At 59.8% G+C, this 20,822-nt stretch carries 21 protein-coding genes; 7 read left to right on the top strand and 14 right to left on the bottom strand.

Translation table 11 applies throughout. The features are described from left to right. Position 1 precedes the first annotated feature (1 nt). A complete protein-coding gene (locus NKH71_RS16470) occupies positions 2-694 on the bottom strand; it encodes a GntR family transcriptional regulator (protein ID WP_352895171.1) in 693 nt (230 codons plus the stop codon). A gap of 338 nt (positions 695-1,032) precedes the next feature. Here NKH71_RS16470 and NKH71_RS16465 point away from each other — a divergent pair, with 338 nt between their 5' ends. Genes NKH71_RS16465 through NKH71_RS16455 form a run of 3 tightly spaced genes read left to right on the top strand, consistent with a single transcriptional unit; the run spans position 1,033 to position 4,594 of the window. Next, positions 1,033-2,256, top strand: a complete 1,224-nt coding sequence (locus NKH71_RS16465) for an iron-containing alcohol dehydrogenase (RefSeq protein WP_352588832.1) — start codon at positions 1,033-1,035, stop codon at positions 2,254-2,256. Positions 2,257-2,273: 17 nt separating this feature from the next. Further along, a complete protein-coding gene (locus NKH71_RS16460) occupies positions 2,274-3,761 on the top strand; it encodes an NAD-dependent succinate-semialdehyde dehydrogenase (protein ID WP_352791942.1) in 1,488 nt (495 codons plus the stop codon). A gap of 11 nt (positions 3,762-3,772) precedes the next feature. Next, complete coding sequence (locus NKH71_RS16455) at positions 3,773-4,594, top strand: alpha/beta hydrolase (protein WP_352496634.1); 822 nt, start codon at positions 3,773-3,775, stop codon at positions 4,592-4,594. Between the two features lie 126 nt (positions 4,595-4,720). Here the strand turns inward: NKH71_RS16455 and NKH71_RS16450 are convergent, their stop codons facing one another. The 5 genes from NKH71_RS16450 to NKH71_RS16430 form a co-directional block, all read right to left on the bottom strand. Further along, positions 4,721-5,800, bottom strand: a complete 1,080-nt coding sequence (locus NKH71_RS16450) for an ABC transporter ATP-binding protein (protein ID WP_352496633.1) — start codon at positions 5,798-5,800, stop codon at positions 4,721-4,723. Positions 5,801-5,809: 9 nt separating this feature from the next. Then, a complete protein-coding gene (locus NKH71_RS16445) occupies positions 5,810-6,655 on the bottom strand; it encodes a carbohydrate ABC transporter permease (RefSeq protein ID WP_352895170.1) in 846 nt (281 codons plus the stop codon). Continuing rightward, a complete protein-coding gene (locus NKH71_RS16440) occupies positions 6,648-7,511 on the bottom strand; it encodes a carbohydrate ABC transporter permease (protein WP_245278558.1) in 864 nt (287 codons plus the stop codon). The genes NKH71_RS16445 and NKH71_RS16440 overlap by 8 nt, the downstream gene beginning before the upstream one ends. Before the next feature lie 129 nt (positions 7,512-7,640). Further along, positions 7,641-8,879, bottom strand: coding sequence for an ABC transporter substrate-binding protein (locus NKH71_RS16435; protein WP_352496631.1), 1,239 nt, complete (start codon positions 8,877-8,879; stop codon positions 7,641-7,643). Positions 8,880-8,986: 107 nt separating this feature from the next. Continuing rightward, positions 8,987-9,622 (bottom strand): GntR family transcriptional regulator, encoded by a 636-nt coding sequence (locus tag NKH71_RS16430; protein ID WP_502895979.1) that lies wholly within the window; start codon positions 9,620-9,622, stop codon positions 8,987-8,989. 135 nt (positions 9,623-9,757) lie between these two features. Here NKH71_RS16430 and NKH71_RS16425 point away from each other — a divergent pair, with 135 nt between their 5' ends. Together NKH71_RS16425 and NKH71_RS16420 are read left to right on the top strand one after the other, a co-directional pair. Continuing rightward, positions 9,758-10,897, top strand: a complete 1,140-nt coding sequence (locus NKH71_RS16425) for a mandelate racemase/muconate lactonizing enzyme family protein (protein WP_352895169.1) — start codon at positions 9,758-9,760, stop codon at positions 10,895-10,897. Between the two features lie 299 nt (positions 10,898-11,196). Then, entirely contained in the window at positions 11,197-11,637 is a 441-nt protein-coding gene (locus tag NKH71_RS16420) for a hypothetical protein (protein WP_198030477.1), read from the top strand. Here NKH71_RS16420 and NKH71_RS16415 read toward each other — a convergent pair. The 6 genes from NKH71_RS16415 to NKH71_RS33485 form a co-directional block, all read right to left on the bottom strand. Beyond that, positions 11,630-12,937, bottom strand: a complete 1,308-nt coding sequence (locus NKH71_RS16415) for an NRAMP family divalent metal transporter (RefSeq protein WP_352496629.1) — start codon at positions 12,935-12,937, stop codon at positions 11,630-11,632. The genes NKH71_RS16420 and NKH71_RS16415 overlap by 8 nt on opposite strands. 170 nt (positions 12,938-13,107) lie before the next feature. Further along, entirely contained in the window at positions 13,108-13,824 is a 717-nt protein-coding gene (locus tag NKH71_RS16410) for a pentapeptide repeat-containing protein (RefSeq protein WP_352496628.1), read from the bottom strand. A 594-nt stretch (positions 13,825-14,418) separates the two neighbouring features. Continuing rightward, positions 14,419-14,784, bottom strand: a complete 366-nt coding sequence (locus NKH71_RS16405) for a hypothetical protein (RefSeq protein ID WP_352895168.1) — start codon at positions 14,782-14,784, stop codon at positions 14,419-14,421. 144 nt (positions 14,785-14,928) lie between these two features. Continuing rightward, positions 14,929-15,306, bottom strand: coding sequence for a VanZ family protein (locus tag NKH71_RS16400; RefSeq protein ID WP_245278716.1), 378 nt, complete (start codon positions 15,304-15,306; stop codon positions 14,929-14,931). Positions 15,307-15,714: 408 nt separating this feature from the next. Continuing rightward, positions 15,715-16,701, bottom strand: a complete 987-nt coding sequence (locus NKH71_RS16395; RefSeq protein WP_352895167.1) for a methyltransferase — start codon at positions 16,699-16,701, stop codon at positions 15,715-15,717. A gap of 147 nt (positions 16,702-16,848) precedes the next feature. Next, complete coding sequence (locus NKH71_RS33485) at positions 16,849-17,289, bottom strand: hypothetical protein (protein ID WP_502900379.1); 441 nt, start codon at positions 17,287-17,289, stop codon at positions 16,849-16,851. 563 nt (positions 17,290-17,852) lie between these two features. Here NKH71_RS33485 and NKH71_RS16385 point away from each other — a divergent pair. Next, positions 17,853-18,383: a Ros/MucR family transcriptional regulator gene (locus tag NKH71_RS16385; RefSeq protein ID WP_023721808.1), complete on the top strand. Its 531-nt coding sequence runs from the start codon at positions 17,853-17,855 to the stop codon at positions 18,381-18,383. On the opposite strand, the gene NKH71_RS33480 is transcribed toward NKH71_RS16385, so the two are convergent. Continuing rightward, entirely contained in the window at positions 18,373-18,642 is a 270-nt protein-coding gene (locus NKH71_RS33480; RefSeq protein WP_084643003.1) for a DUF736 family protein, read from the bottom strand. The genes NKH71_RS16385 and NKH71_RS33480 overlap by 11 nt on opposite strands. Positions 18,643-18,957: 315 nt before the next feature. Then, positions 18,958-19,518: a DUF1003 domain-containing protein gene (locus NKH71_RS16375; RefSeq protein ID WP_023721810.1), complete on the bottom strand. Its 561-nt coding sequence runs from the start codon at positions 19,516-19,518 to the stop codon at positions 18,958-18,960. A gap of 861 nt (positions 19,519-20,379) precedes the next feature. Between NKH71_RS16375 and NKH71_RS16370 the strand changes: the two genes are divergently transcribed. Next, complete coding sequence (locus NKH71_RS16370) at positions 20,380-20,802, top strand: YidB family protein (protein ID WP_023721812.1); 423 nt, start codon at positions 20,380-20,382, stop codon at positions 20,800-20,802. Positions 20,803-20,822: the final 20 nt, after the last annotated feature.

The following is a 20,822-nucleotide window of genomic DNA, read 5'->3' as shown; positions in this document are numbered from 1 at the left end:
CTCAGTCGAACGCCAGCAACAAGCGGTCGCGGGAATGCTCGATATGGCGACGCATCGCCTGCTCGGCAGCGGCAGGATCGGCCGCAGCGAAAGCGGCCAGGATGGCCTCATGTTCGTCAAGCGCCTCTTCGGTGACGCGCGAATGGAACATCAGGCGAAATATGTGGAAGTGGGTATGCTGGTGCGCCAGCGTTTCGCGCACGAGTTCGTTGTTGGCGAATTCCATGACCTTGTCATGGAAAATGGCATCCTGGCGGGCGAAGTTGGAATACCTCAGGCGCTCGTCCTTGCCTTCACGGCGCGCCATGACGCCCGCCGATTCCTGAAGCTGTGCGAGCTTTACCTCGTCCATGAGCGCGGCTGCCTTGGCCGCGCCATGAGGCTCGAGCAGCAGGCGAAGCTCGTAGAGTTCGTCAAACCGTCGTTTCGTGATCTGCGGCGCAGCGCGGTAACCGATCAGATGCGTCTTCAGCACCAGGCCTTCGCCTTCGAGCCGGCCGAGCGCCTCGCGGATCGGCGTGTGGGAGACGTTGAATTCCTTGACCAGACTGTCGACCGTGATGCGCGAGCCCGGCGCAATCTTCAGCGACATGAGTTGCGCAAAAATCGCTTCGTAGACGTCCTCAACCAGGCTGCTGGAGCGCTGGATACGCCCGCCGGCGAGGTTCGCTTCGTCTAGACTGGCTAAGTTCATGGCCTGCATGTTTTGCCTCTTGACACATTGAGTTGCTAACACGATGCTCCGACCAATGCAATCCTATATCCTATACGATTTTATAGAGGATATAATTTGAGGCTGTTTCAAGACAAAGCAATCGTACTTGCGATGGCCCTGCTGGAGCAGCGGGCCGACTCCGCGGTCCGGGCTTCCTCACCGTCCGAGCCTGAACGGACCGTCAGCGCTCCGGGCGATGGTTCAACGCGTCGGAACGCAAGCGCGCTGCAACTGGGGTTTGGCGTCAAACCCAGCCTTTGGGCCGAGTTGAACGGCCTTTCGCATTCCAATCCAGACATCATCACAGGATGCAGATAATGAGCCTTTTCGCTGCCATAAGGCTGCCGCGCGAAATCCTCTTCGGGAAGGGCCAACGCCACGTCATTCCGGTTGTCGCGGCCAGGCTCGGGCGTCGCGTGCTCGTCTGCACCGATGAACGTTTTGCCGCAACGGGCCCGTTTGGAGAGATCGTCGCGGCGCTGCGAGCCGCCTCGATAGACGTACTGGTGCATGATCGCGTGCTACCCGACGTTCCCCGGGACACCGTTGCCGTCTGCATTGAGGAAGCACGGAGGTTCGCGCCCGACATGGTGATCGGCATTGGCGGCGGCAGTTGTCTCGATATGGCCAAATGCGCCGCGTTGCTCATCACTCACGGCGGTCAGCTCCAGGATTACTACGGCGAGTTCAAGGTGCCCGGCCCGACGCTGCCGCTGATCGCGGTGCCGACAACAGCCGGCACGGGCTCTGAAGTGACCCCGGTCGCCGTAATCTCCGATCCGGATCGCACTCTGAAGGTCGGCATCTCCAGCCCATATCTGATCGCGGCCGCGGCCATCTGCGATCCTGAACTGACGATGACATGCCCGCCGGCATTGACGGCGATCGCAGGCGCCGATGCGCTGACGCATGCAATCGAGGCCTTCACGGCCGTCAGGCGGGGGACCGATCCCCGCCTTCCGCAGAAACATGTCTTTATCGGCAAAACCGCTTTGACCGATCATTTCGCCCTGCTGGCGATCAAGCTGCTTGGCCGAAGCCTTGAAACGGCATACCGCCAGCCCTCTGACGAGGACGCCCGGGCCGACGTGATGATGGGTGCACTGGCCGCCGGCTGTGCGTTCGGAACGGCCGGCACAGCGGCAGCGCACGCCGTGCAATACCCGGTTGGCGCGATAACCCACACCCCTCACGGATTGGGTGTCGCCACCATGCTGCCATACGTCATGAAGTACAACAGAACAGCCGCAGCGACCGAGATGGCCGAGATCGCCAACGCGCTCTGCCTCGATGGTAAAGGCCGGACGCCCGAAGAGTTGGCCGACGCGACCATTGGCGAGGTCAGTCGGCTGTTTGGGGCAATCGGGATCACCCCCTCGTTGGCCGAACTGGGGCTGCCCGCCGATAAGCTCGATTGGACGGCCGAACAAGCGATTGGTATCGAGCGCCTCATCAAGAACAATCCGCGTCCATTCGACTTGGGGTCCATGCGCCGCCTGGTCCAGGCCGCCTTTGATGGCGACCTCGCCAGCATCATGTAACAATCGGGAATATCGAGATGAACACGTTTTCACAGGTTCTGTCGGATGATCAGGGCATCAGCGACTTCCACACAATCTCGCACGGGCTGTATATTGGCGGCCAATGGCGCCAGTCCGCGGATGGCAGGGTGATTCCGGTCGTCGATCCTTCGACCGAGGCTGTCATCGCCGCTGTGCCCGATGCGACCGTGAACGACGCGGCCGCTGCCGTTGACGCCGCTGCCAAGGCAGCCCATGGCTGGCGGACAACGTCGCCGCGAAAGCGTTCCGAGATCCTCAGACGCTGCTTTGAACTGATGACGGAACGATCAGAGGCGCTCGCGACTCTCATCGCATTGGAAAACGGCAAGGCTCTGCGGGATGCCCGCGGCGAGATCGCTTATGCCGCGGAATTTTTCCGTTGGAATGCCGAGGAGGCCGTTCGCATTACTGGCGAATTCGGTATTGCGCCTTCCGGCACCAATCGCATCGTGGTCGACTACGAACCGATCGGTATCTGCGTCCTGATCACGCCTTGGAATTTTCCTGCCGCGATGGCGACCCGCAAGATCGCGCCAGCACTTGCCGCTGGATGCACGGTGATCTTGAAGCCAGCCAGCGAGACCCCGCTTACCGCCTACGCGCTGGCCGCGCTCTATCAGGACGCAGGCGTGCCACCGGGGGTGGTCAACGTCCTGACGACCTCCAGTCCCGGCCCTTTGACAGCCGCCATGCTGGCCGACCCGCGAGTGCGCAAGCTCTCCTTCACCGGTTCGACGGGTGTGGGTCGCGCTCTGCTGGCAGAGGCTGCCAGGCATGTGGTTTCGTGTTCGATGGAACTCGGCGGCAACGCACCGTTCATTGTGTTCGACGACGCTGATCTCGAAGCGGCGCTCGATGGCGCAATGGTAGCCAAGATGCGTAACGCCGGTGAGGCCTGTACGGCCGCCAACCGCCTCTACGTGCAATCTGGCATTTACGAAGCCTTCTCGGACGGCCTCAAGAAGCGGATGTCGTCGCTCAAGGTCGGCCCTGGCACCGACCCGGACACGGAATGCGGACCCATGATCACGAAAAAGGCGGTCGAGAAGATAGATCGCCTTGTCATCGACGCGGTCGCACGCGGCGCGCGGGTCATGTGCGGCGGCTCAGTCCTGTCCGGAACTGGTTTCTTCTACCCTCCTACAGTGCTTCGCGACGTGCCAGGCGACGCAAAGATGGCGCATGAGGAGATATTCGGGCCCGTGGCGCCGATCTCGAGCTTCGACACCGAGGCTGAGGTCATCACACGCGCCAATGACACCGAATATGGGCTTGCTGCCTACATCTACACGCGCGATCTGGCGCGCGGCATGCGGGTGGCCTCCCGCATCGAGGCCGGGATGATCGCTGTCAACCGGGGGCTGATGTCCGATCCGGCGGCCCCCTTCGGCGGCGTTAAGCAGAGTGGGCTCGGCCGCGAGGGAGGGCAGCATCACGGCATTGCCGAGTTCATGGAGGCGAAATACCTCGCCATCAGCATGTGAGCGGAGAAAGCATGCAAGACGATCCCTTTCGCATCCGCGACCACGTCGCGGATTTTGACGAAATCGTGCAGGACTTCGTTGGCCGCAGCGAGGCCGCCCGCGCCACCATTGCGATGACCGCGGACGTGGCCTGCGGACCGGATCCGACCGAAACCATGGATCTGTTCTTTCCCCCGGGGAAAAGAACGGCGCTGCCGGTGCACATCTTTGTCCATGGCGGCTACTGGAGAATGTTCTCCAAGCGCGACTATTCATATGTCGCGACGACGATTACCCAGGCCGGGGCCATTGCCGTCATCCTTGATTATGCTCTGATGCCCAAGGTCCGAATGGCGACGATCGTCGACCAGGTGCGCCGCGCCAAGCAGTGGATCCTGGCCAACATCGCCGATCATGGCGGAAACCCGGCGGCCCTGACTGTCAGTGGTCATTCGGCTGGAGCACATCTTGCAACGTTTCTGTTCAACGACGAGCATACCCCCTCGAATGTAAGGGCAGCTCTTCTGCTGAGCGGGCTCTACGATTTGAAACCGCTCCAGGATTCCTTTCTCGCCCACGAGATTGGAATAACCGACGAGGAAGTCGCCATGTTTACGCCGCTCGCCTGTCGGCATGATCCTCAAACCAGGGCGGCGGTTCTGGTCGGAGCCAATGAGACGCCACCCTTCCATCAGCAAGCCGATCGATTCAAAGCAAGCTTGGTGCGGCAGGGATCGTTGGTAACGTCGCATGTGCTCCCGAACCGCAACCACATGGACAGTGTCAGAGATCTTGGCGTGCCAGGGACGGAGGCTGCTGATTGCCTGACAGAACTGATCGCCAAGGCCCGCTGACTACCCTGCCGAGATACCGCTCACCCAGCGCAGCTTGACCGCAAGCGGTCCGCATTCGCTCCGGATGAGTTCGAGGCGACATCGCGGATCCCTGCGCCACTGCGTCCAGCCGCTGGTATCCACGTCCTAAATGTCGATGCGCTGCTCGCTATCCGGATCGAACAGGTTGACGCTCGCCGGATCGACGGCAAGAAATATTGGCTCTTTGCGCCGGCCGGCAAACCTCGGCGGCAGGCGCGCGATGATCGCGTTCTCGCCGACCTGCACAGTCACCATGGTTTCAGGCCCGGTGGGCTCTACCACGTCGATCTCCCCAATGATCGAAGCTCGATTCTCCGCAACGGTTCTCAGCTCTTCAGGCCGTATGCCCAACATCACCGGTCGCTCAGAGTCCACCTGCCGGTTCCGCGTCGGCAACACGATCGATACACCGCTCGCTTGAAACCGGACACCTTCCGAATCCGGGACCAGTCGTCCGGCAAGGAAGTTCATTGCCGGAGATCCGATGAAACTTGCCACGAACATATTGGCGGGCCGTTCATAGATGGTGCGCGGATCGCCCAATTGCTGGATGTAGCCGCTTTTCATGACGGCCACCTTGGTGCCCAGCGTCATCGCCTCGATCTGATCATGCGTGACATAGACGATGCTCGTGCCGAGACGCTCGTGCAGGCGCTTGATCTCCGTGCGCATTTCCACGCGAAGCTTGGCATCGAGATTGGACAATGGCTCGTCGAAGAGGAACAGCTCCGGGTCGCGCACGATCGCGCGGCCCATCGCAACGCGCTGCCGCTGTCCGCCCGAAAGGTTGGCGGGGCGTCGATCGAGCAGATGGGAGATTTGCAACATGCGCGCGGCATCTTCCACGGCACGCGTGCGCTGGTCGGCGCCCACGCCACGCATTTCCAATCCGAAGCCGATATTCCTCGCGACCGACATGGTGGGATAAAGCGCGTAGGATTGGAACACCATCGCGATATTGCGGTCCTTGGGCGCAAGGTCGAGGACCGAGCGTCCACCGATCAGGATGTCACCGCTGGACGTGTCGTCGAGGCCGGCAATCATGTTGAGCAAGGTCGACTTGCCGCATCCGGACGGCCCGAGCAGAACCAGAAAGCCTCCGTCCTCGAGCTCGATGTCGACCCCGTGAAGAACCTGTACGGAGCCATAGGACTTGCGCACGTCCCTGATGGAAAGTGTCGCCATGCGAAACTCCTAACCTTTGATGGCGCCTGCAGTCAGCCCCTGGACCATGGTTCGCTGGACAATCCCGAAGAGAACGATGACAGGGATGATGCTGAGAATGCCGCCTGCCGCCAGAACGCCCCAAGGAAGCTGGAACTCTCCGACCATCAGTTGCAGGCCCACGGGCCAGGTGCGAGACCCCTGCCCCGTCGTGAGCATCAGGGCGAACAGGAACTCATTCCAGGCCGCAATGGCAATGAACACCGAACTTGCGACCAGGCCGTTCCGCGCAAGGGGCATGACAATACGGACCATGGCGCCAAGCCTTGTCGAGCCGTCGATGCGTGCCGCGCTCTCGAGTTCCTTAGGTGCCGAATCGAAGAACCCCTTGAGCATCCATACAAACAGCGGCAGCAGGAAACTCGTATAGGCAAGCGCTAGGCCGAAACGGCTGTCGACGAGCCCCACACCGCGCATAACAACATAAAGGGGAATGATCATCATGACTGCGGGAAACATGCGAACGACAAGATAGCCGAGCATGAGCTGATCTCGGCCTCGAAACGCGAAGCGAGAAAATGCATAGGCGGCAAGCGTGCCCGTGACGACGCAGATCGTCACCGTCAGCAAGGTAACGACGAGGCTGTTGCCTATAAGCCGTGGGAAACCCGACTGCGTCCAGATGGCGACATAATTGTCGAAGGTAACGCGGCTCGGGAGGTACTGCATCGTCTGGGTGACAATGTCGGCCTCATATTTGAGGGATGTCAGGAACATCCAGATCATCGGACCGATGCAGAACACCGTCAGGCTTGCGAGCACGATGTAGGTGGCGATGTTCGCGATCATCCGCCGGTGACGCTTGCTTTCAATCATCGCCCTGTCCTTTGGTAATCCTGGAGATGCGGATATACCCGGCCGCGAAGATCATCAGGGTCACGAACATCACCACCGACAGGGCGGATGCGTAGCCGAAATTGAACTCCTTGTAGGCAGTCTGAAAGGCGTACAACGACAGCACTTGCGTGGCATCTCCCGGTCCGCCACCGGTGAGAATGAGGAGCAGATCGGGCGAATTGACCAGACCGATGACGCGCAGGATCACTGCCGCCGCGATGACGGTCTTGAGCATGGGCAAGGTGATCAGCCTGAGCTGCGCCGCCAGGCCTGCGCCGTCGACCGCCGCTGCCCTGTAGAGATCCTCGGGAATACCCTTCAGGCCCGCGAGCAGCAGCAGCGCGAAGAATGGAAACCCATGCCAGGCCTCGACGAGAATGGTCGCCGCAAGCGCAGTATTGGGATCAGCAAACCATGCCTTGTAGGCCTGCAGGACGCCTAGCCGGACAAGAAGATCGTTGATGACTCCGAGCCGCGGATCGAGCAGCAAGGCCCACATATGGCCCGCTACGACATTGGGCAGGAAGTAGGGAAGCAGGATGAGCACGGCGAAGATTTTCGTGCCCGGCAAATCCCTGTTGAGAGCTGTCGCGGCGAGCAGACCAAGCGATAGTTCCAGCACGACCGCGGCAGCAACCCACACGACGGTGTTCTTCAATGCGATCCAGAATACCGGGTCTGACCACATCGCTAGATAATGTTTGAAGCCGACCCAGCCATCCAACCCGGGACGCGTCAGACGCATCTCGCGAAAGCTGATTGCCATGCCGTAAAGCGTCGGATAGGCGATCACGAGAAGGATAAGGGCGAGGCTGGGAAGGAGCAGCAAATACATCCAGTATCGGGTCTCGGATAGTTCGCCGAGAGCCCGCATAGGCAGATATCTGCTCGAGCTTATTATCATGAATCTGCGATGCGAAAGCACCGTCCCGTTGCGTTCTGAGCACGGCTGCACGTCCGGGGATCAGCGGAGCGCCGCCTCCAGGCCCTGGATCATGCGGTCTACTGCCTGTTCCGGCGTCGACTGACCCGTCAGCACCGACTGGAAAGCGGGATTGACGACATTTTCGGACCAGCCCGCGGCGCCGACGAAATTGTTCGGCAGGCGTCCGAACTTGAGCGTTTCCGTCGCCGCATTATAGATCGGATTGCCGGTGATCCGCTGATCCTGCAGCGCAGCGGCGGAGGCCGGAAAATAGCCGGTCCCCTCGAGCAGGGCCAGGGCAGCGTCCGTTTGGCCCCAGAAGCTCACCCACCGCCAGGCAGCCTCGATATTGTCTTCCTTCATGACGCCGTTGCCGGCGTACGCGACGCGAGCAACATGCGCCTTCGGACCGGCCGGCATCGGCGCGGTCGAGAATTGTTCACCCTGCTTCATCGCACTCGAGATTTCGTTCAGCGAACCGGTATGATGCCACACCATCGCAGTCTGCCCGGTGCGGAAGGCTTCCATGATCTGACGGTAGCTGTCGTGGGGCGCGCTCGGCGGCACGACCTTTTCCTTCAGGAAGAGATCGGAATAGAACGTTATCGCCTCGATCGCCGCGGCCCTGTCGATGGCCGGCTGCCCATCCTTGACGATCGGCGAGCCGAACGCCTCCATGACATCGATGACATATTTGAAACCGCCGGCGCCGGCGCGCATGCCGAAGGCATACCTGCCCTTCGAAGGATTGGTCAGTTTGCGGGATGCCTGAAGGAATTCGTCGAAATTTCGGGGTGGCCCCGTCAGTCCAGCTTCCTCGAAATAGTCTGCGCGGTAGTACATCCAGTCAACGAAGGCGAAGGCGGGAACCGCATAAATGGCGCCATTGCTGGAAAGCCCGGTCCAGCGATTGTCGGGAAAGTTCGCCTTGCCCTCCCACCCATTCACGCGCTCGGTAAGATCGATCAATCCCTCCATCGCGGTAAGATCGGCGAAGCGCTCGGCAATCACCATGGCGGTATCGGGACGCCCGCCGGCCAGCACGGCCGATGAAACCTTGGCCATATATTCCGAGTTCGGGATGTTTTCCTGGGTCACCGCCACATCTGCATTGGCCGCCTGAAACAATCCGATGATCTTGAGTAAGCTGGCCATTTCCGACTGACTGGTGAAGTGGTGCCAGTAACTGATGGCACTCGCGGCACGGGCACCACCAATGCGCCCTGCCATCGCGAGGGCCGCCGAACCCACGAGAAACTGCCTTTTGTTCAACCGCATGCGAACCTCCAAGATATCAGATCAGCAGACTGATCGATCAGTTGGAGTGTTGGGTAACATCATTTCCCAAGCCGTGCAACCGCGCCGGAGAGGCAAGCAACGACGTGTCAGACCAGACCAAGGTTCCGCTGCATGGCCGCCTGGAAATGGGACTGCAGCTTTGCTTCGGCAGCGTCGGCATTCCTGGTGCTGCAAGCCTCAAGGATGTCGAGGTGTTCCTTCAGTGTCCGGATCATGATTGGCGAGGTGAGTTTGCTGTCCAGCCGCAACAGACGTAGATAATTGTGCATGCGCCGATAGGTGCTATCGATCAAGGGATTGCGCAGCGCGCCGATGATTGCGCCATGCAGCTCTCCCTCCAGCGCATCCATCTCCTCCAGTTGCTCCTTTCCCACACCCTCCCGTTCGATGCGCCGGACCAGCCGGGAGTGCCGCATTTCCAAGGCATTCATGACGGCTTCATCGCCCTGCTCGGCAAAGACGCGAATTGCCGATCGCTCTATGATGGCGCGGAATTGGTAGGTGGCGCGCGTGAGCTCCATGCCAGGTTTTATGAACTGGATTCCGGAGCGTGGATGGATGGTGAGAATTCCTTCCGCCTCGAGCTTGCGCAGAGCGTCACGAAGCGGAGCGACGGGCACGTCAACGATCGCGGACAGTTCGCTCTGCGAAACGAATGCCCCGACCGGAACGCGCCTGTCGAACAAGCGTTCCAGAATTCGTTCGTAGGCAACATCGCTCATACGGGTGGCCGCCACCAGGGTATGAGAGATGGCTTTTGCTTTGCCCGCCACTTGCGGCACCTCCATTGATTCGGTACTGAGACATCTTAGCTGATAGATCAGTGCGTTATACTAAACGATCAGAAAGCCCCTGTGATGAGCCTTTCGCATTTTCGTATAACCCGATTTCAGTTCGCCCGCGACCGGGTAATCGGGGACAGTCAGGTTCGAGCCGAAGATGTAAACGTCGCTGCGCTGGAACTCGTTTCGAAAAGTGGTGAAGTGGGACTGGGCTTCATCCAGACGCTCTTCAATCCCCTGCCCGACCAGACTGAGATTGAGACCGTTTTCGAAAACGAGGTTTGGCCGGGGCTGAAAGGACATAAGGCGATCGCGCTGGTTCATCGTGTGAACCGCCCGCGCGGTGGCAATCAGCGGGCGTACTCCCTGCCTTTTCATGAAGCGATCCAGGTGGCGCTTTGGGATCTTGCGGCAAAGGAAGCTGGCCTACCCCTTCACGTGCTGCTCGGCAGTCGTCGCAACCGTGTGAAAGCCTACGCCAGTGGCCTCGATTTTCACCTCGACGACGATGCTTTCGTCTCCTTGTTTTCCCACGCGGCGTCGCTTGGCTATTCCGCTTTCAAGATCAAGGTCGGCCACCCGGATTTCGATCGCGATCTGCGGCGCCTGGAGCTGTTGAAAACCTGCGTGCCGGCAGGCTCGGAAATCATGATCGACCCGAACGAGGCGTGGACCTCGAAGGAAGCGCTAATGAAATTGGTGGCGATCCGCGATGCCGGCCACGATCTTCTCTGGGTCGAGGATCCAATCCTGCGTCACGACCACGAAGGATTGAGAATGCTCAGGCAGGCAATGACATGGACTCAGATCAACAGCGGCGAGTATCTGGATCTTCAAGGCAAACGGCTTCTTCTGGAAGCCCACGCAGCCGACATCCTGAATGTCCACGGTCAAGTCACCGATGTTATGCACATTGGTTGGCTGGCCGCCGAGCTCGGCATCCCGGTCAGCATCGGCAACACCTTTCTGGAGATCGGCGTGCACATGGCGGTCGCGCTGCCGGAAGTCGAATGGCTGGAATATTCGTTTCAGAACTTCGATCATCTGGTGGAACAGCCCATCGAAATCCGGGACGGCTACGTCTATGCGCCCGATCGACCTGGCCATGGATTGGTACTGTCCGAAAGAGCGCGCGGCGAATGGATGAGACCAAGGCGCCTGATACGGTCGGAACTGGGTACCGCGCCAGAAAATGCACGCCTCCCTGGCAAGTGAGTGAATGACCGAGCCAGCTTGGGAGTTGGCGATGCATGGCACAATTCACGCCACCTCGAAGACCACATGTCCGAAGAACGTGCCGACACGATGCGCGCGATCATCTCCTGGGGCGCTACGCGGAGTTGTTCGGCTACGACGAGCCGTCGAAGCAATTCGACCTCGAGAACCCGGCGTGAGCGAGTTCGCAGGGCTGTCTTCTCAGGAACATTCCATGATTTCGATCGAACAGGCTGCCAATTAATTTGGGCATCGTCCTGCCGCGCGGGTCCGGGATCGGGTTCCTCGGTGCTGGAATTATGTTTCTCAAGAAGGAACTGAACGTGTGCGACCTCAATACTGCGCCGACCCGCTGGTCTTCCGCCGCGTTCGGCGTCCTCGCCAAGCCCGCCGGACGCTCCTCGCCGCGGTCGCGGCTGGTTAACCGAGTTCGAGCCCAGTTTCTCGTCCGTGTGGTCTGCCGCAATCCCGACGTCGGCATCGGTCATCTGAGCCTTCGGCGCCTCGACCGCCCCGATCTGAAGAGCACCCGCGCGTTTCGAGGTAACGTCCAGCAATCGGCGACAACCCGCAACCAATGCCGGTTGAAGCTGTTGTGGGACGGCTCGGCCTCGAGCCTGCGGTTTCGGCAGCGCGATAGTCTAGGGCGTCGAGACCTTGATAGAGTGTCGAAGATAGCTTCCGGCCTGGTTTCCACCGCCATACGAACTGCGGCGGGTGATCAATTGGCTGTCACATGAACCAGCTCATGAGCATTCCGACCATGCACATCGCCATAGCGATCGTGGAGGCCCATCCCAGCCAGCGCAGCCAGCCCTTGACGGTGAAGTCGCCCATGACCTTTGGCTGGGCTGTCATTATCATCATGACCGTCATGACCGGAACGGCGACGACACCGTTGACGACGGCTGTCCAATACAGCGCCTTGATCGGATCGATTGGACCGAACGTGATCGCTGCTCCGAGCCCCGTGGCCGCGGCAAGAGTGCTGTAAAACGCCACAGCCTCCCCAGGTCTGCGCGACAACCCCACGGGCCATCGTCTCGCCTCGCCAATGGCGTAAGCCGCCGCGCCGGCCAGGATTGGTACCGCCAGCAACCCTGTCCCGACGATGCCGAAAGCGAAGATAGCAAAGGCAAAATCGCCGACGATCGGCCGCAGCGCCTCGGCCGCCTGAGCGGATGTCTCGACGTCGGTGATGCCGGCTTTGTTCAAGGTCGCCGCGGTCGCGAAGATGATCGCCAGCGCGATGACGTTGGAGAATGCCATGCCTATGAGAGTGTCGGCGCGTATTCGCGAGAACGCGTCGACCGCCTGACGTGGAGCCCTCAACAACGATTTTCTGCGATGATTTGCGTGGACCTCTTCGGCCTCCTCTGACGCCTGCCAGAAGAAGAGATAGGGCGAAATCGTCGTGCCGAAGATAGCGAGAAGCGTAGTGAAGAACTCGTTGCTCCAGACAATTCGCGGGACCAGCACGCCACCCAGTGCTTCGGCCCAGGGAACTTGCACAGCAAACACGACAGCGACATACGAGAACAGGCTCAACGTCATCCATTTCAAGATGAGCGCGTAGCGATCGTAGTTCACGAAAACGATTCCAATTACGCAAATGGCTGCGAACAGGACGACATAGAGAACGGTCGGGCCGCCGATTAGAAGCTTCGTCGCATCGGCCATGGCGCTGAGATCGGCGCCGATGTTGACGGTATTTGCGATGAACAGAAGAGTTACGATGGACTGTAGAAGCCAATTCGGATAGTGGCGGCATAGATTGCCTGCGATGCCGTGGCCGGTGGTCCTTCCGATGCGCGCACTGATTTCCTGAATCGCGACCATCAGAGGATAGGTCAGCAGCATCGTCCATCCGATTGCGAACCCGAGTTGGGCCCCCGCCTGGCTATAGGTGCCGATCCCGGATGGATCATCGTCCGACGCGCCAGTGATGAGGCCCGGCCCCAGTCTGCGGAGGATCGTCTTCTTCACGGGAGAGACAGATGAACTCGGTCGATTTTTCTTGGAAGCCGCCAGCTCATCCATTGCGTCGGGTCCACAGAGCAAAGCCAGCAGCACCAGTAGCTGCCGCGATTTCGCCAATACCAATACCGTAGAAACGTGCCACTTTGGCGGAGGATCTCCGCCCTCCGAAGGCAGAAGTTACAGGTTCGAATCCTGTCGGGTGCAGCATTGCCGCAGTTCGCTTGCGACAACTATTCCTGCTGGAATTGACAGGGCCAATCTTCAGGCCTCGTCAAGCCAGAAGTCAACTCGGTCCGGGCGTCTCCGCAAGCCATGTTGAGCTGCCACTGGGACAGACCCACCGAATTGGAAAGGTCGAGGCCCTCGATACGGGTCAGAAACAAAAAAGCGCGGTCAAAGTCTACCGGCGCGGTGAACGTCGCTCCTCGGAAGTCCGCCCGTGCGAGATTGGCAAACGAGAAGCGGCTGCCGCTGATATCGGCGTCATGGAACTGCGCACGCCCCAATTCTGCCTTTGTGAAATCAACATTGGTCAGATTGGCGTCCTGGAAATTCGAGCGCTGCATTTCCGCGCTCGCAAACACAGCGCCCTGCGCGTCCATACGGCTGAAGTCGGTCCTGTAGGCCTCGATTCTGTCGAACCGGGCGCCTTTGGCGGTCGAGTCGGCCAGGGAAGCACGCACAAGCGTTGCCTTCTCAAGATTTGCGGCAACGAGATTGCTGTTCCTGAGGTCGGTCGAAGTGAAATCAACACCGAACAGGTTCGCCCCGCTCAGGTCCTGTCCTTCTAGGATGAGAAGCTTCTTGTCACACTCGCGCCAATTGACGCCAGGCGTCGCGGCTGCGTCGCAATTTTGAGCGGCAGTGGCGTTCTGCCAAGCAAACACAGTGCAAAGCGCTAGAACCAAGCCGGATGCGCCGTAAGCTCTGATTCGCCTCAAAGTCATTGTTGCTGGACCTCTGCTACTCGCCGACACTCAACCTTACCACATCTGCTGACACACGAGCCACGGTGACCACCGCGGTCACAGTTAGCGCATTTCTCATATTCACGATTTGATGTTGATCAACCGATCAACCCGCGCGTGGGGCGCGATTTGCGAGCGCCTCCCCATATCATCGCCGGTCCAGCAGAGCGCCCTGAAAGAATCGCCAGCCCGAAAGCGGACTATAACGCTAGCATCGACTACGCGCGCGCAGAAGCAAGCCGTGAAAACGTGGTTGTGAAGATCATCGAGTAGCGTGCCGGCTAAGCGTATCTCTAGGGAGCGAGGATGATCACGCCGCCAAGACGACACGGCGTGCCGATCGCGAGATACTGCCAGGAGGCCATGGGGCCGGGATTCCAAGCCATCGTAGGTTGCCTGCTTGGGCCGGATGGACGCGAGGCGAAATCATGCAATCCCCGCGACGGCTCATCGCCGCCGACAATATGGACCCAGAAAGAGAGGCGAGGACGGAAGCGGAGCTTGCGATTGCCGAGCGATGGTCTTCTTGCTCGTCGGTCCTCTCTAGCGGGTTCCCGGGAGGGCGATGCAAAGCTAAGTCTCTGCGCGGCGACGCCACCACGTGAGCCCGCAAGCGAAGACCCAGTTGAAATAGATGAGGGCGATAACCGGCCCGGCCAGGGGACCTTGCAGGTGCCAATAATCAAGGAAGTACCGTGCGCCTTCTGATAGCGTTCCATACGCCGTACCTACGAGCACGACGCATGCGGTAACAAGCAATCCGTTAGCGATATGGAGTGAAGGTATAGTGCGCAGTGCGTTGAGCCAAGCGGCAAACGAGACCGCACCTAATGGCAGGCAACTCAACGCGCCCGCGATCCACCCGTGGCCAGCGCCAGCCAACGCGATGAAACCGAACAGCAGCAAGGCGCCGAACAGCGAGGCGATGACGTATTTCATGCGTCTAGTTCCGGGACTCCGAGTCCTTCTTAGCTACGGCCATCCCATTCTCCTCGCGGAAATCCTTTAGCGAAGCGTGCCGCAAATCCTATTCACCGCGCAAGTACTTTACGCGGCCAGCCCGTACTTGCCAGGATGCGACCTCTAGGAGAAGCCGTCAGCTAATTTCTTTGTCCAGCTTGCAATCGCGAGCCCGCACGCGATGCCGACACAATCGGCAAACCAGTCGAAGATATCCATGTCGCGACTTATTATTTGCATGCCCTGCAGTATCTCGATCGCGCCGCCAGTAAGGGCGAGAAAAACTATCAGCCTTGCTCTGTGCTCTGGCCAACCAAGACTGCCGATAGCCGTCAACACGACGAACGCTGCGGCGTGATTGAGCTTGTCATCGTGAGAGGTGAACCCGAAACCAAAATTCTGCAAAAGCCACACCGGTGAGAGCGCGAGCACGAGGACACCGGCCAGTGTGACCAGAAAAGCAATCCTTGCCACGATGGGAAAAGGTCTCGCACGCAACAAATCAGGCCACTCCTTTTATCCGAACCTAGGACGCCGCTACTTCGAACATAGCCATCCGCACGTGGCGGCACATTGGGGAACAGAGTCCATTGCCGCAGATGGCTGGGAAAAAGGTAAATTGGAATCTCGGTAGGCTTCTGCGTTTAATACGGCAGTATCAGGGCGGGCGTCAGAAGCGGGCTGCGATCGGTGCCACCGACCAATGCAGCAATCGGAGGGGGAGTTTGCTGCGCGTACCGAACCGGCCACCCGGTTGTTCACCAACGGCGGCCGCGCCAGCAAGAGCTGCAGCGGAAAAACCAAAACGAGCTGCTCGGGCGGCAGCAGCGACAAGACAGCCGCAACCGCAATCAAGTCGCGGGGCGCCTCGGAGATCCCTGCGTCCGAAAATCAACGATTCAGCCACGGTCAGCCCGTGAGGCGCGCACGAAAGAGCGTGGAGCCGTCCGCCAGGCGCGACCTCGAAATATCCCGGAATCCAGCCTCGGTCATCCACGCGCGATACTGACCTTCAGTGTACGATTCGCCGTGGCGATAGAGGTTCAAGAAAGTGACATTCAGAAAGACACCCTCAGGCGGGCCGAGGCGGTCGTCATCGACGACACCCCACCCCGCAATTGCGATCTCGCCTCCGGGTTTGAGGCAACGTGCCGCGTTCAGGATCGAACTGCGCGCCTGGTCCGGCGGAGGCACCTGGACGACGGCCTTCAGGATCGCCAGATCGTGCCGACCGATCGATGGAGCGACAGTTATGTCCCCCTCTTCGACGACCACGTCGTCTGCACCGTATTCTGACAGGATCGCTGGCGCGACCGCTGCGACCGTTGGGAGCTCCATCAGCGTCGCCGCAATCTGCGGCCACCGCTCCCGAAGTCCGACAAGAATGGTCCCGGAGCCCCCGCCGATGTCGATCACCGAACTGATCGCCGAGAGGTCCATCTCCCGGGCCAAATGTCGGCCGAAAATCACCCCGCCCGGTGCGAGCCTGCGGCTGAAGGCCGCCGCGGCCTCGGCCCGCGCTTCGGAGAAGTCGTGCAGCGCAGCCGGCCGGTTCTGTCGCAGCGACTCTGCCGTCAGCAAGTCGGCTCCCCAGAGCTCCCGCAGGAGGGCATGATCGCCGCCGCGATAGGTTGGCTTGGACGCGTCGAGGAAGGCTGACGCTTCGGCTCCGTTGCGAAATTGACCATCGTTGACTTCGAGAAGACCAATGCTGGCGAGCGCGTAGAGGAGCCGCGACAGACGATCGGGCTCGACTTGGAGCGCGGCCCCAAGGCCGTCAGCGGTCACCGCGCTGCTCCCGAGCCGGGTGAAGATGCCGAGGTCCAGCCCGGCGCGAAGCGCCAAGGCCGCGGGCACCGCTGCGATCAGTTTGTCGATCCGATCAGAACCAACCATGCCACATCTCCTTGCGCAATCCAGGACCGAGTTTGAGGCTCGGAAGATCGGATTGGACCGAGGCGGCGCTGTCCTCACCTATCCAAGCTGAAGAGTTGTGCGACCGACCGTGAAAAACACGCCGCACTCTACAGCACGACCGGTCTATCAGGCATTGCACCACGCCAGTGGCGTGGAATTGGGTTGGGCTGTACCCGGTGCGCGGGTTTGTGAAAGATCATACCCGCGCCGCTGCTTAGCTACTGAAATTTGGGACTTCAAAATGCCGTTCAAACGAGCCGTCCATACCATTCCGATCTTCATCGCGGTGACTTTCACCAGATCCTGGCTTCGCAGCGCGCCACCGGAAAGAAGATATCGATAGCCGTTGATGGTCATCCAGTGCGCGCGCGCTAGATGCGTCTGCCAGGCTGTGAAGGCCCGCTCCGGCTCCTTGTCCGAATCCACGTGCAGAACGATCCTAGAACCTTCCCTCCAATCGGCCCCTTCGTCAGAAGCATCAAGCAGGCGGATAAAGGTAAGCAGGTGCTCTTCGTCGTAGCCAGGCGCCTCGTCGGCAACGTCGGTGTCTAGCAAGGGCTTGAGCATGGCCCAAGAGAAAAACGCACCCGTGGCAAAGCGTCAAGCGAGAAAAGCTCGCCAGAACGCTATCGTAATCACGATCAGATTGCGCACCAACTCCGGATGCTGGATGGCCGTTCTGAAGCGCCGAGGCACCCGAACAGCCGGGGATGTCTGCCTGGCGATGCCGAGGGCGCGAGAGTTCGGCGATATCATCGCCGCTGCTTCCGCGGGCTCATGCGCGTGTCGCGCAGACCGGTCCGGCTGTAGCCTTCGACGTCAATGGGACGCTGACCTGGCACTTCTCAGACAGCGGGCCCAGTGATCTGGGCCTCGTTCCTGCCGCTGCCGATCGGTGGCATTGTGTCGGACCTCGACCCCGCCGAATAAGCTGCTGTTGCATTGCTTCATCAGCAGGCTGCCGACCTCGAGCGCCTCCCAACCTTGTCTGGAGCTGATGAAAGCGAAGCGTGCCGGTTGATATTTGCAACGAATGAGGTTTGTTGGCGGAAACGACGAATTGTTTGCCTGATTCCGAAATAAACAGCTCATCCGTTTCAACGCGTGCCATTAGACAAGAGGAAAACTCGATGAACGTTTCTCCGGACCGAAACAACCAGGCTGATCTCACATCAATTACGGCCGACATCGTTTCCGCCTACGTGTCGAACAATCCCTTGCCGGTCGGCGAGTTGTCGAAGCTGATTGGGGACACCTATGTTGCTTTGCAAGGGATCGGCACGCCTGTCGTTCCGGCCGCAGTCAAGCTGGAGCCGGCGGTGTCGATCAAGAAATCAGTGTCACCTGATTTCATCATCTGCCTGGAAGACGGGAAGAAGTTCAAATCCCTCAAGAGGCACATCGGAGTTCATTACAATTTAACGCCCGACGCGTACCGCCAGAAATGGAGCCTGCCGTCCGACTATCCGATGGTGGCGCCGAACTACGCAGCCACCCGCTCGGCTCTTGCGAAATCAATTGGGCTCGGGCGCAAGGCGGCGCCCGCACCAGCAGCGGCAGAAAAACCAAAACGAGCTGCTCGCGCCGCGGCGGCGACAACAACCGCAACGGCCGTCAAGTCGCCGGTGAAGAAGGCGCGCAAGGCACTCGTCAAAGCGTAGCGTGCTGCACCCGATAAGGAGCTCCAAGCAGTGTCGTACCTGAACGTGGCGAAGCCCGCCTTTTGCGACGGGGCTCCGTGTTGGGGCGGATCACTCTGCGGCGCGGCGGGAAAATGATGAGCGAGAACTCGTTTTTTGTCTGGGTATCGACCACGCTTGCATAAATCGGAGCAGGAAAGCTTGGATCGTCGAGCTTGACCGAGTGATATTCGCGGCTTTCGCGACGTCTTCCATGCGGTGCCGACGCGCTCGTTCTGATTGACCTGCTTCCGGCCCGCTCAGATGAACCTCGCGGGTAGGGTGGAGGCGCTGGCCGGCTTCGGGCTTAGCACGGGCGACATTGCCTGCGTGCTCGCCACAGACGAGCAGGTTTAAGGCGACCTATGCCCATAAGCTCGAGAGCGGCGCCATCAAGGCCGACGCACGGGTCGCCGAGAACCTATACCGCAAGGCGAGCGGTGAAGGTCGAGGGCCGTCACTGAAGCAATCTTCTGGCTGAAGACCAGGGCGCGCCGGAAGGAGACGTCGATCCATGAGCTAGAGGGAGACACATCAGTGACCTTCGTCACCACCTTCAGCGCTGGTCCAGCTTCTTCGCAGTCTCCCGCTGCTTCGATTCGATCTCGTCCAGTACTGCTTCTGGCGCAATGTCTCTCTTAATCTCGCCGACTTCTATATCGCTTAAGGCTGGTTTTACACTCAACCGATCCGCAATTGAATCGACAAGTTCAGTAAGCTTTGTGAGTTCGTGCTCCGTTAGCAGGCTCACCTGAAGGTCCAGATCCGCCCGTTTATCTGCGGCAACTGACATCCGGTTTTGGCTGATCAGTACAAAGGTCGAGAGGAATATGGCCTCGACGGAAGCTACCATAGCCAATATCACGAATGTCGGATCAAATGGCGGAGTGATCGGTATCCAGCCCAAGTTCAAGACGATCCAGCCGCCATACACGGCCAAGTGAAGGTACACGAAACGCATACTGCCCGTAAAAGAAGTAATCGCCTCAGCGATTTTCTCTTCCAAAGTTGCATCGCTTGCTTCCTTCGCCCGGCGCTCCTCAATCGCTTGGATATTGCGTTTCAGTGTTTGGCTGAGTTCAGTCGGAGGTGGCGGAGGCAACGTTGGAGAATCCATGGAACACCCGTTGGATAGCTATCGGTACTGCCACTCAGGGCAACGTACAAAATCATGGATATTCGACTTTGTTCCCGACTAGAGCCATCTAATCATTGGCTCCGCTTTTTACCGGGGCCCGGGGTCTTAGACGCTTGGCGCCACCAAACGGTGGTTTGCAGTTTGCGCACCCTTGGGGAGGTCAAGTTGCCGAGCGCAGTGGTGTCTCCACGCGGCGGTAAGGCCGCTCGGGACTGGGCATCGAGGCTCAGCGCACCGCGGTCGTCCAGGGGGTGCTACGGCCCTCTGTTTAGGGCTCGGAGTGCCCGATGTCCGGTTCCGCCTCTACATCGTGACGCGTGCCCCTCATGGGAACATCGCCCAGGACCGATGAGCACCACGTGCTGCAGCCTTCCGACTGATCCTTCCCGGCAACCGCCGTCACGACTATACCGAATGCAAGCGAAATGGCGAGGGCGACACCCATTGGGAGATGATGCATGCCTGCCCGCCTACCGAGCGCTTGGAAGACGGTCGATGGAACGTTTGGAGATAGTCCCATCACCGCCTCAACATGCCTAACGAACCGTTATGCGGCTGGCGGCACGGTGCTGCTTGATCGAACCATCGTCGCAGGCGGGGGTTCTGCCCAAGACAACAAAAGCCCGCCGACCGAAGCCGACGGGCCAAGTGCAACCAACAGCTGATCACAATTTGCTGTCTGGCCGGAGTACAGGCACCAACACGCGAAAGGGCCGAAAGTTCCGCAGATGCTAATATACAACATGTGCGAGGCTGGCCCGGAATTCCGGTGGGAGATCCGACCCGGCGGAACCTTTCAGAGCCGCATGCCTTGTCCCTTTTGGATGAAGGAGACGACAAATGAGCCTTGACATAGGAAAGGTCGCCATAGCGTTGCTTGGCCTGCTTGCCTACAAGAACAAGGACAAGATCGGCGAGCTGATCGCGGGAAAGAGATCGACAGATCCCAATAGTGCCGGCTCGCCCGGCGGCCTCGGCGACATCCTGGACCGCCTCAGGAATGCAGGTGCCGGCGACCAGGTTGATTCGTGGGTAAGTAAAGGATCAAACCGACCCGTTCAGCGGGAGCAGGTTGAAAAAGCAATCGACCCGCAAACGTTGAACGATCTGGCCGAGCAGACCGGATTGTCCCATGACGAGCTTCTCGATCGGCTCACAAGAGAACTCCCTGACGCAGTGGACAAGCTCACTCCCGACGGCCAGTTGCCACCGAGCAAAGGTCCAAGTCTCCTGGACGAGGTCCCAAGGACTGGTCGCACTTAGCGCCACCTCGCCACGACATG

This window comes from Mesorhizobium sp. M0983 (assembly GCF_040318975.1).
In the GTDB taxonomy this organism is placed as follows: Bacteria; Pseudomonadota; Alphaproteobacteria; order Rhizobiales; family Rhizobiaceae; genus Mesorhizobium.
Note: the sequence above shows the minus strand (reverse complement) of the source record. Positions and strands in the feature narration are given on the sequence as shown.

Bases quoted from the DNA above. Each gene is read 5' to 3' on its own strand.
- NKH71_RS16430 (WP_502895979.1), bottom strand. From the start codon at position 9,622: ATGAGCGATGTTGCCTACGAACGAATTCTGGAACGCTTGTTCGACAGG.
- NKH71_RS16405 (WP_352895168.1), bottom strand. From the start codon at position 14,784: ATGAAATACGTCATCGCCTCGCTGTTCGGCGCCTTGCTGCTGTTCGGT.
- NKH71_RS16370 (WP_023721812.1), top strand. From the start codon at position 20,380: ATGAGCCTTGACATAGGAAAGGTCGCCATAGCGTTGCTTGGCCTGCTT.
- NKH71_RS16465 (WP_352588832.1), top strand. From the start codon at position 1,033: ATGAGCCTTTTCGCTGCCATAAGGCTGCCGCGCGAAATCCTCTTCGGG.
- NKH71_RS16425 (WP_352895169.1), top strand. From the start codon at position 9,758: ATGAGCCTTTCGCATTTTCGTATAACCCGATTTCAGTTCGCCCGCGAC.
- NKH71_RS16415 (WP_352496629.1), bottom strand. From the start codon at position 12,937: ATGGATGAGCTGGCGGCTTCCAAGAAAAATCGACCGAGTTCATCTGTC.
- NKH71_RS16410 (WP_352496628.1), bottom strand. From the start codon at position 13,824: ATGACTTTGAGGCGAATCAGAGCTTACGGCGCATCCGGCTTGGTTCTA.
- NKH71_RS16470 (WP_352895171.1), bottom strand. From the start codon at position 694: ATGAACTTAGCCAGTCTAGACGAAGCGAACCTCGCCGGCGGGCGTATC.
- NKH71_RS16455 (WP_352496634.1), top strand. From the start codon at position 3,773: ATGCAAGACGATCCCTTTCGCATCCGCGACCACGTCGCGGATTTTGAC.
- NKH71_RS16375 (WP_023721810.1), bottom strand. From the start codon at position 19,518: ATGGATTCTCCAACGTTGCCTCCGCCACCTCCGACTGAACTCAGCCAA.
- NKH71_RS16460 (WP_352791942.1), top strand. From the start codon at position 2,274: ATGAACACGTTTTCACAGGTTCTGTCGGATGATCAGGGCATCAGCGAC.
- NKH71_RS33485 (WP_502900379.1), bottom strand. From the start codon at position 17,289: ATGCTCAAGCCCTTGCTAGACACCGACGTTGCCGACGAGGCGCCTGGC.
- NKH71_RS16450 (WP_352496633.1), bottom strand. From the start codon at position 5,800: ATGGCGACACTTTCCATCAGGGACGTGCGCAAGTCCTATGGCTCCGTA.
- NKH71_RS16445 (WP_352895170.1), bottom strand. From the start codon at position 6,655: ATGATTGAAAGCAAGCGTCACCGGCGGATGATCGCGAACATCGCCACC.
- NKH71_RS16435 (WP_352496631.1), bottom strand. From the start codon at position 8,879: ATGCGGTTGAACAAAAGGCAGTTTCTCGTGGGTTCGGCGGCCCTCGCG.
- NKH71_RS16385 (WP_023721808.1), top strand. From the start codon at position 17,853: ATGAACGTTTCTCCGGACCGAAACAACCAGGCTGATCTCACATCAATT.
- NKH71_RS16440 (WP_245278558.1), bottom strand. From the start codon at position 7,511: ATGTATTTGCTGCTCCTTCCCAGCCTCGCCCTTATCCTTCTCGTGATC.
- NKH71_RS16395 (WP_352895167.1), bottom strand. From the start codon at position 16,701: ATGGTTGGTTCTGATCGGATCGACAAACTGATCGCAGCGGTGCCCGCG.
- NKH71_RS16420 (WP_198030477.1), top strand. From the start codon at position 11,197: ATGTTTCTCAAGAAGGAACTGAACGTGTGCGACCTCAATACTGCGCCG.